Genomic DNA, 6,336 nt, shown 5'->3' on the forward strand with positions numbered 1-6,336 from the left:
GGCCGCGAAGATGGGCTTGATGTCGCGGAGGTAGGCCTGGTTGATCGCGTCGAGCTCCGCGCAGGTCGCCAGCGGCTCGCCCTCGGCGTCGGTGCCGGGCTGGGCGGCCTCGCCGGCGAGGCATTTTTTTGCCGGGGGTTTTTTGGGTGGGGACGGCGGCATTTCGACTTCGATAAAGCGCAGGACCAGCGTGGTGGCCGCAAGGAGCAGCAAGAGGGTCAGGATGGTTTTTTTCATGGCTTTTTCAGGGAAATACCCAGCTTGGGCCAGAGCGCGTCGACCTTCTTCTGGATCGACTCGCTCATCTGGATGTCCTTCGGCCATTCTCGGGTATAGCCCTCCTCTTTCCATTTACGGGTGGCATCGATGCCCAGCTTGCCGCCGACGAACTGGCGCGGCGCGGCGTGGTCGAGGTGGTCGACCGGTCCTTCCACCACCGTCAGGTCGCGCTTGGCGTCGATGTTGTTGCTGACGCGCCAGACGATTTCGGCGAAATTGTGCACGTCGACGTCGTGGTCGACGACGATGAAGCACTTGCAGAACATCATCTGCCCCATGCCCCAGAGCGCGTGCATGATCTTCTGGGCATGGCCGGGGTAGGCCTTCTTGATGCTGAGGATGCAGAGGTTGTGGAAGCAGGCCTCCGCCGGCAGGTGCATGTCGACGATCTCGGGAAAGGTCATCTGGATCATCGGCAAAAAGAGCCGCTCGGTGGCCAGGCCCAGGAATTTGTCCTCCATCGGCGGGATGCCGACGATCGTCGTCAGGTAGACGGGGTCGCGGCGCTGGGTGATCTGTTTGACGTGGAAGCGGGGAAACTTTTCGACCGGCGTGTAATAACCGGTATGGTCGCCGAAGGGGCCTTCGTCCACGAGCTCTTCTTCGGGGTCGATGTAGCCCTCGAGGATGAAGTCGGCCGAGGCCGGGACCTGCAGCTCGCTGTCGTGACAGTCGACCATCTCGACGTGGGCGCCGCGCAGGTAGCCGGCGAAGAGGATCTCGTCGACCTGGTCGGGAAGGGGCGCGGTCGCGCAGTAGGTCAGCACCGGGTCGCCGCCGATCGCGACCGCGACGGGCATCTTGCGCTTGAGCTCTTTATAGCGCTGGAAGTGCCGCGCGCCGACCTTGTGGATCTGCCAGTGCATCGCGGTCGTCTCGTGGTCGAGCACCTGCATGCGATAGAGGCCGACGTTGCGGCGACCGGTATCGGGGTCCTGGGTGATCACCATGGGCAGGGTGATAAAACGGCCGCCGTCCTCGGGCCAGCACTTCAGGATGGGCAGCCGGTTCAGGTCGATCTTGTCCCAGACGATCTCTTGGCAGGGGGCCTTGGCGACGGTCTTCGGAGTGGACCGGGCCACTTGGGCCAGCTTGGGGACCATCTTGAGCTTGTCCCAAAAGCCCTCGGGCGGCTGGGTGGTCAGCAATTCCTTCAGGCGCCGGGGAATCTCCTCGAGGTCCTCGACGCCTAGGGCCCAGCTCATGCGGCGGCGCGAACCGTAGAGGTTGATGGCCAGCGGGAAGGGGCTGCCCTTCACCTTCTCGAAGAGCAGAGCGGGGCCCTCGGCCTTCATCACGCGGTCGGCGATCTCCGCGATCTCGAGGACGGGATCGACCTCTTCGCGGATCGTGACGAGCTCGCCCTTCGTGGCAAGGAAGTCGACAAACTGGCGCAGCGAGGTCCACTTCATCATGAATTCTTTGCTAACCCTCGGACTTTGGAACTTCAAGCGGAAATACTTACCGATTTTCAGGCGCTTCGTAACCTATAAGGTGTGAGAAAACCGGGTTAAGCTTGGAACGGGTCCTGTCCGGTCTGCACCCCCACCGTCCTCGCAAGCTGCGGGCGGCGGGTGGCCCCCGCCCGGCCACCCGTTCCAAGCTTAACCCGGTTTTCTCAAATGATGGGAGGGTTTCGTTGTGCGCCAATGCCTATAGTCGGTGAGCCGGAAGGACTATTCGAAGTAATGCAAAAAATAGCCGGCCGCAAAGACCAGCCCGAAGAGCACAAGGCCGAGCAAGGCATTGGCGATGAGGAAGCTCGTGACGACACGGGTCCACGTCGTCCTCTGCAAGGTCTTGATCGCGTAGAGCGATAGGCCCAGGCCCCAGAGGATGGCGACCCAAATCCCCAGCAAGGGCAATAGACAGAGGATATTGGGTGCGGCGCTGTAACAGTAGGCCCGGAAAGTGGCGCGGTAGGGGTGATGGGCACCGCCCCTCCAGCGCAGGACGAGATGAAACCAGGCCAGGAACAGAAACTCCAGGGCGAGGATCAAAGGCCAATCGAAGAGATTCCAATACCAGGGCCAGGGCTCCCATAAGGCGTTGCCCTGGGGGAACAAGAGGTCGTTGACGGCAAAGCCCGCTCCGCTCAGGAGAGATAGGGCCGCGGCGAAGAGGAGCGGAGAGGTCCATGGACCCTCGGGATTCAAAGCGTTGAAGAAGGTACGAGGCCGGAACAGGGCATCGCGGAGACCATGCCAGGGTTTCGGATCCGCCATGGGCTTGGCCACAGTATCCATCATGGGTTGACGATGACCTTCATCGCCTTTTGCGCGGTGATCCAATCGATGGACTCCCGCAATTGCTCGAGGTCGACGTGATGGGTCACCAACGGGGAGACTTGGACTTTCTTCTCGCACAGCAAGCGATGGGCCTCGACCAGATCCTCCGGCGAAGGGGAATAGGAGCTGAACACGGTGATCTCGTGATGATAGAGGGTGTCCAGGCTCACCTCGACCGGCTTGTCGGAGAGCGAGGCGAAGAGGTTGAGGGCGCCGCCGTCGCGCACCCAAGCGAAGGCGTTTTGAAAGACCCGGCCGCCGCCGGCGGTGAAGACCACGATGTCGGCGCGGCGGCCTTCCGTATGATCGGCGACGAAGGCCGCGATGTCCGGCGAGTCGCCGCGTAGCGCGAAGTCGGCGCCCAGGCGCTTGGCCAGATCGAGGCGTTCTTCGAAGAGGTCCAAGGCCAAGACTTGGGTCGGAATCAACTTCAGCAATTGGACCATCATCAGGCCGATAGAACCCATTCCGACCACCACCGCGAAATCGCCCGGCAGCAATCTCGCCCGGCGCACGTTGCGCACGCAGCAGCTCAGGGGCTCGGTGAAGAGACCCTCGTCGTCGCTCAGTTGGGCAGGCACTTTAAAGGCGGTCTGCTCGACGTGCTCGGCGGGGATGCGCAGGTACTCGGCGAAACCGCCGGGGTCGAGGTTGGTCTCTTTGAAGTGTCGGCACATCGAGTGGTTGCCGTGGCGGCAATAGTGGCATTGCCCGCAGGGGACGTGGTGGGCGACGACCAGGCGGTCGCCGGCCTTGAACTTTTGGACGCCTTTGCCCACCTCGACGACGTCGCCGACCAGCTCGTGTCCGAGGACGACGGGCCGCTTCGGCAGGGCGCGGGTGACCTTCAGGACGTCCGTGCCGCAGACGCCGCAGGCGCGGACCTTGAGGAGGATCTCGCCGGCGCCGATCGTCGGAACGGGAACTTCTTCAACGCGAATCGAATCGGGGGGATAATAAACGGCGGCTCGCATTAATTCTTCCGATAAACCACATACCGGGCGATCTCGCGCAGCGGGTCCGCCTTCGCGTCGAAATCGCCCAGGACGCCCAGGGCCTCTTCGGTCAGTTGATGCGCCAGGCGCTTGGATTCTTCCAGGCCCAGCAAAGCGGGGTAGGTCGCCTTCTCGTTGGCGACGTCGCTGCCGATATCCTTGCCGATCTCCTCGCCGCCCTCGATGTCGAGGACGTCGTCGGCGATCTGGAAAGACAGGCCGATGCACTCGCCGAAGCGGCTTAAGGACTCGAATTGCCGCTTGTCGGCGCCCGCCAGGAGGGCGCCCGCCTCGATGGAGACTTGGATCAGCTTGCCGGTCTTGTGGCGATGCAGCCTTTCCAGTTCGGCGACGGAGATCTTCTTCTTTTCGCTCAGCAGGTCGACGGCCTGGCCGCCCGCCATGCCCCGTGAGCCGCTGGCCTGGGCGATGCGCCGGATTACCTCGAGGGCGGCGGCCGCCTGCTCGGGCCGGGCCGCATTGGCGATGGTGAAGAAGGCCTCGGTCAGCAGCGAGTCGCCCGCCAGGATCGCGATGGCCTCGCCGAAGACCTTGTGGTTGGTCGGCTGGCCGCGCCGCAGGTCGTCGTCGTCCATAGCCGGCAAGTCGTCGTGGATCAGCGAATAGGTGTGGATCATCTCGAGGGCGCAGGCCGCGGCCAAGACCGCGTGATAATCCTTGCCCAGCGCCTCGGCGGCGGCGATGGCCAGGATCGGGCGCAAGCGTTTGCCGCCGGCGTTCAGGCTGTAGTTCATCGCCTCGTGGAGGCGCTCGGGCCACTCGCTTGCCTTCGGAAGGAAGTCGCGCAGGGCCTGGTCGACGATGCGACGACGGGTCTCTAGGTATGCGGGGAGGTCGAAGGGCTGGGTCATAGCTCGAGCGGTTCTTTCTTGAAGGCCTCGTTTTCTTGGATCAGTTTTTCCACCTTGCCCTCGGCCTCAGTGAGCCGGGTTTCGCAGAAACGGGCCTGCTTGATGCCTTCCTCGAAGAGCTTCAGAGATTTGTCGAGGGGGAGATCCGGTTCCTCGAGCTGCTCGACGATTTCCTCGAGCTTCTGCAGCGAGGATTCGAAGGAATCTTTCTCGGTTTTTGGCATGGCTAAGGTCCTAAACCTGGGGCGCGCCGGTCGTCAATGCTATTGTAGGGTCACAAAACCCTCGCCTTGAGCGAGCCCTTGAACAGGCGCAGGGACAGGGAGTCGCCGGGCCTTATCTGCCCCGAGTCCTTCACCACCGCCCCTTCGCGGCCGTCCGCCTCGAGCTTCCGCACGATCGAATAACCCCGCGACAAGATCGACAAGGGCGAGAGGACTTCCAGCTTTTCGCTGAGCAGCCTCAGGCTCGCGCGCCGCGTCTCCAGCGACCGCGCGACGCCGAGCTTCAGCCGTTCCCGGAGATCGTCCAAGTGCTGGGACAACTCCTCCAGGCGCTTCTTCGGGTGCTTGAGGTGGCTGATCCAAAATTTCAATTTCTCCCGTCGGCTCTCCAGGCCCTGGCGATAGCCGCGCAGCAGGCGGCGCTGGGTGTCCCGCAGGGCCTGCCGCAATTCGGCCGCCACCGGCGCGGCCAGCTCGGCGGCGGCGGAAGGGGTCGGCGCCCGCAGGTCGGCGACGTAGTCGGCGATGGTGAAATCGGTCTCGTGGCCCACGGCGCTGATCACGGGGATCTGCGAGGCGGCGATCGCCCGGGCCACCGCCTCGGTGTTGAAGGCCCAGAGATCCTCCAAAGACCCGCCGCCGCGGCCAACGATCATCGCCTCGGCCTCGCCGTGGCGGTTGAGGGCCTCGATGCCGCGCACGATCTCGGGCGCGGCGGCCTCGCCCTGCACGGAGACAGGATAGAGCAGGATGTTCACGTGGGGATTGCGACGCTTCAGGATGCGGATCATGTCTTGGATGACGGCGCCGGTCGGACTGGTGACGATGCCTAGCGTCCGCGGCAGATAGGGGAGGGGTCGCTTGCGCGCCTCGTCGAAGAGCCCTTCCTCGGCCAATTTGTTGCGCAGCTGGGTGAAGGCCAGCTGGAGGGCGCCGAGCCCCTTCGGCTCGATGTAGTCCAGGATGATTTGATAATTCCCCCGCGGCTCGTAGACGCTGACCCGGCCCTTGGCGACCACCTCGAGGCCGTCCTCCAGCTTGAATTTCAGGTGCCGGTTGGCGCCCCGAAACATCACCGTGGAGAGCTGTGCGCCTTTATCTTTCAAGGTGAAGTAGAAATGCCCCGAGCTGTGGGCGTGGAAATTACTGATCTCGCCGGTGACCCAGACGCCCGAAAATTCGCCCTCGAGGAGGTTCTTGATCTCCCGGGTCAGCTCGCTGACGGTGTAGATGGTCTCGGAGAGGTCGGGAATCAGCTCTTCCTGCATGCCCGCAGGCCTAGCGCAGGCAGCAGCGAAAGTAAAATCCACAATGAGGCCGGGCCAGCGAGGGCTCCGGGACGCAGGCCGCAGCTGGTCCCGGGTTTCTCGAAGCCGGGGAAGCGGTCGGGGATGTTGACGGCCATGTCGGTGTCGCAGGCGTCGCCCAGGCCGTCCTGGTCTGCGTCCCCTTGCAGGGGATTGGCCACGTTTTCGCAATTGTCGTCCTCGTTGAGGATGCCGTCGCCGTCATCGTCTCCAGGGGTGACGGCAAAGTCGTCGTCGCAGGCGTCGCCGATCCCGTCGGAGTCGCTGTCGGTCTGTTCGGTATTGGAGTGGGCCGGGCAGTTGTCGCCGGAGTCGGGGACGCCGTCCCCGTCGCCGTCCTCGGGACCCGGGGTCGGCGTCGCGGCGGGCGT

General features: G+C 63.7%; 8 protein-coding genes. All 8 read right to left on the bottom strand.

What is annotated here, in order from left to right:
• Positions 1 to 237, bottom strand: a 237-nt coding sequence (locus FBR05_14305) for a hypothetical protein (protein ID MDL1873349.1), incomplete at its 3' end; no start/stop codon positions are given.
• A complete protein-coding gene (locus FBR05_14310; GenBank protein MDL1873350.1) occupies positions 234 to 1,691 on the bottom strand; it encodes a menaquinone biosynthesis decarboxylase in 1,458 nt (485 codons plus the stop codon). The genes FBR05_14310 and FBR05_14305, both read right to left, overlap by 4 nt.
• A 264-nt stretch (positions 1,692 to 1,955) precedes the next feature.
• Positions 1,956 to 2,528, bottom strand: coding sequence for a hypothetical protein (locus FBR05_14315; GenBank protein ID MDL1873351.1), 573 nt, complete (start codon positions 2,526 to 2,528; stop codon positions 1,956 to 1,958).
• Positions 2,525 to 3,541 (bottom strand): zinc-binding dehydrogenase, encoded by a 1,017-nt coding sequence (locus FBR05_14320; GenBank protein ID MDL1873352.1) that lies wholly within the window; start codon positions 3,539 to 3,541, stop codon positions 2,525 to 2,527. The genes FBR05_14315 and FBR05_14320 overlap by 4 nt, the downstream gene beginning before the upstream one ends.
• A complete protein-coding gene (locus tag FBR05_14325; GenBank protein MDL1873353.1) occupies positions 3,541 to 4,434 on the bottom strand; it encodes a polyprenyl synthetase family protein in 894 nt (297 codons plus the stop codon). Before FBR05_14325 ends, FBR05_14320 begins: the two co-directional genes overlap by 1 nt.
• On the bottom strand, positions 4,431 to 4,658 hold the full coding sequence (gene xseB, locus FBR05_14330) for an exodeoxyribonuclease VII small subunit (GenBank protein ID MDL1873354.1): 228 nt from the start codon (positions 4,656 to 4,658) through the stop codon (positions 4,431 to 4,433). The genes FBR05_14325 and xseB overlap by 4 nt, the downstream gene beginning before the upstream one ends.
• A 50-nt stretch (positions 4,659 to 4,708) precedes the next feature.
• Positions 4,709 to 5,926: an exodeoxyribonuclease VII large subunit gene (xseA, locus tag FBR05_14335; GenBank protein MDL1873355.1), complete on the bottom strand. Its 1,218-nt coding sequence runs from the start codon at positions 5,924 to 5,926 to the stop codon at positions 4,709 to 4,711.
• Positions 5,911 to 6,336: hypothetical protein (locus tag FBR05_14340; protein MDL1873356.1), on the bottom strand; the 426-nt coding region annotated here is incomplete at its 5' end. The genes xseA and FBR05_14340, both read right to left, overlap by 16 nt.

This window comes from Deltaproteobacteria bacterium PRO3 (genome assembly GCA_030263375.1).
Taxonomy (GTDB): Bacteria; UBA10199; UBA10199; order DSSB01; family DSSB01; genus DSSB01.

Coding starts and splice junctions, on each gene's coding strand:
- xseB (MDL1873354.1), bottom strand. CDS start 4,658: ATGCCAAAAACCGAGAAAGATTCCTTCGAATCCTCGCTGCAGAAGCTC.
- FBR05_14320 (MDL1873352.1), bottom strand. CDS start 3,541: ATGCGAGCCGCCGTTTATTATCCCCCCGATTCGATTCGCGTTGAAGAA.
- FBR05_14310 (MDL1873350.1), bottom strand. CDS start 1,691: ATGAAGTGGACCTCGCTGCGCCAGTTTGTCGACTTCCTTGCCACGAAG.
- xseA (MDL1873355.1), bottom strand. CDS start 5,926: ATGCAGGAAGAGCTGATTCCCGACCTCTCCGAGACCATCTACACCGTC.
- FBR05_14325 (MDL1873353.1), bottom strand. CDS start 4,434: ATGACCCAGCCCTTCGACCTCCCCGCATACCTAGAGACCCGTCGTCGC.
- FBR05_14315 (MDL1873351.1), bottom strand. CDS start 2,528: ATGATGGATACTGTGGCCAAGCCCATGGCGGATCCGAAACCCTGGCAT.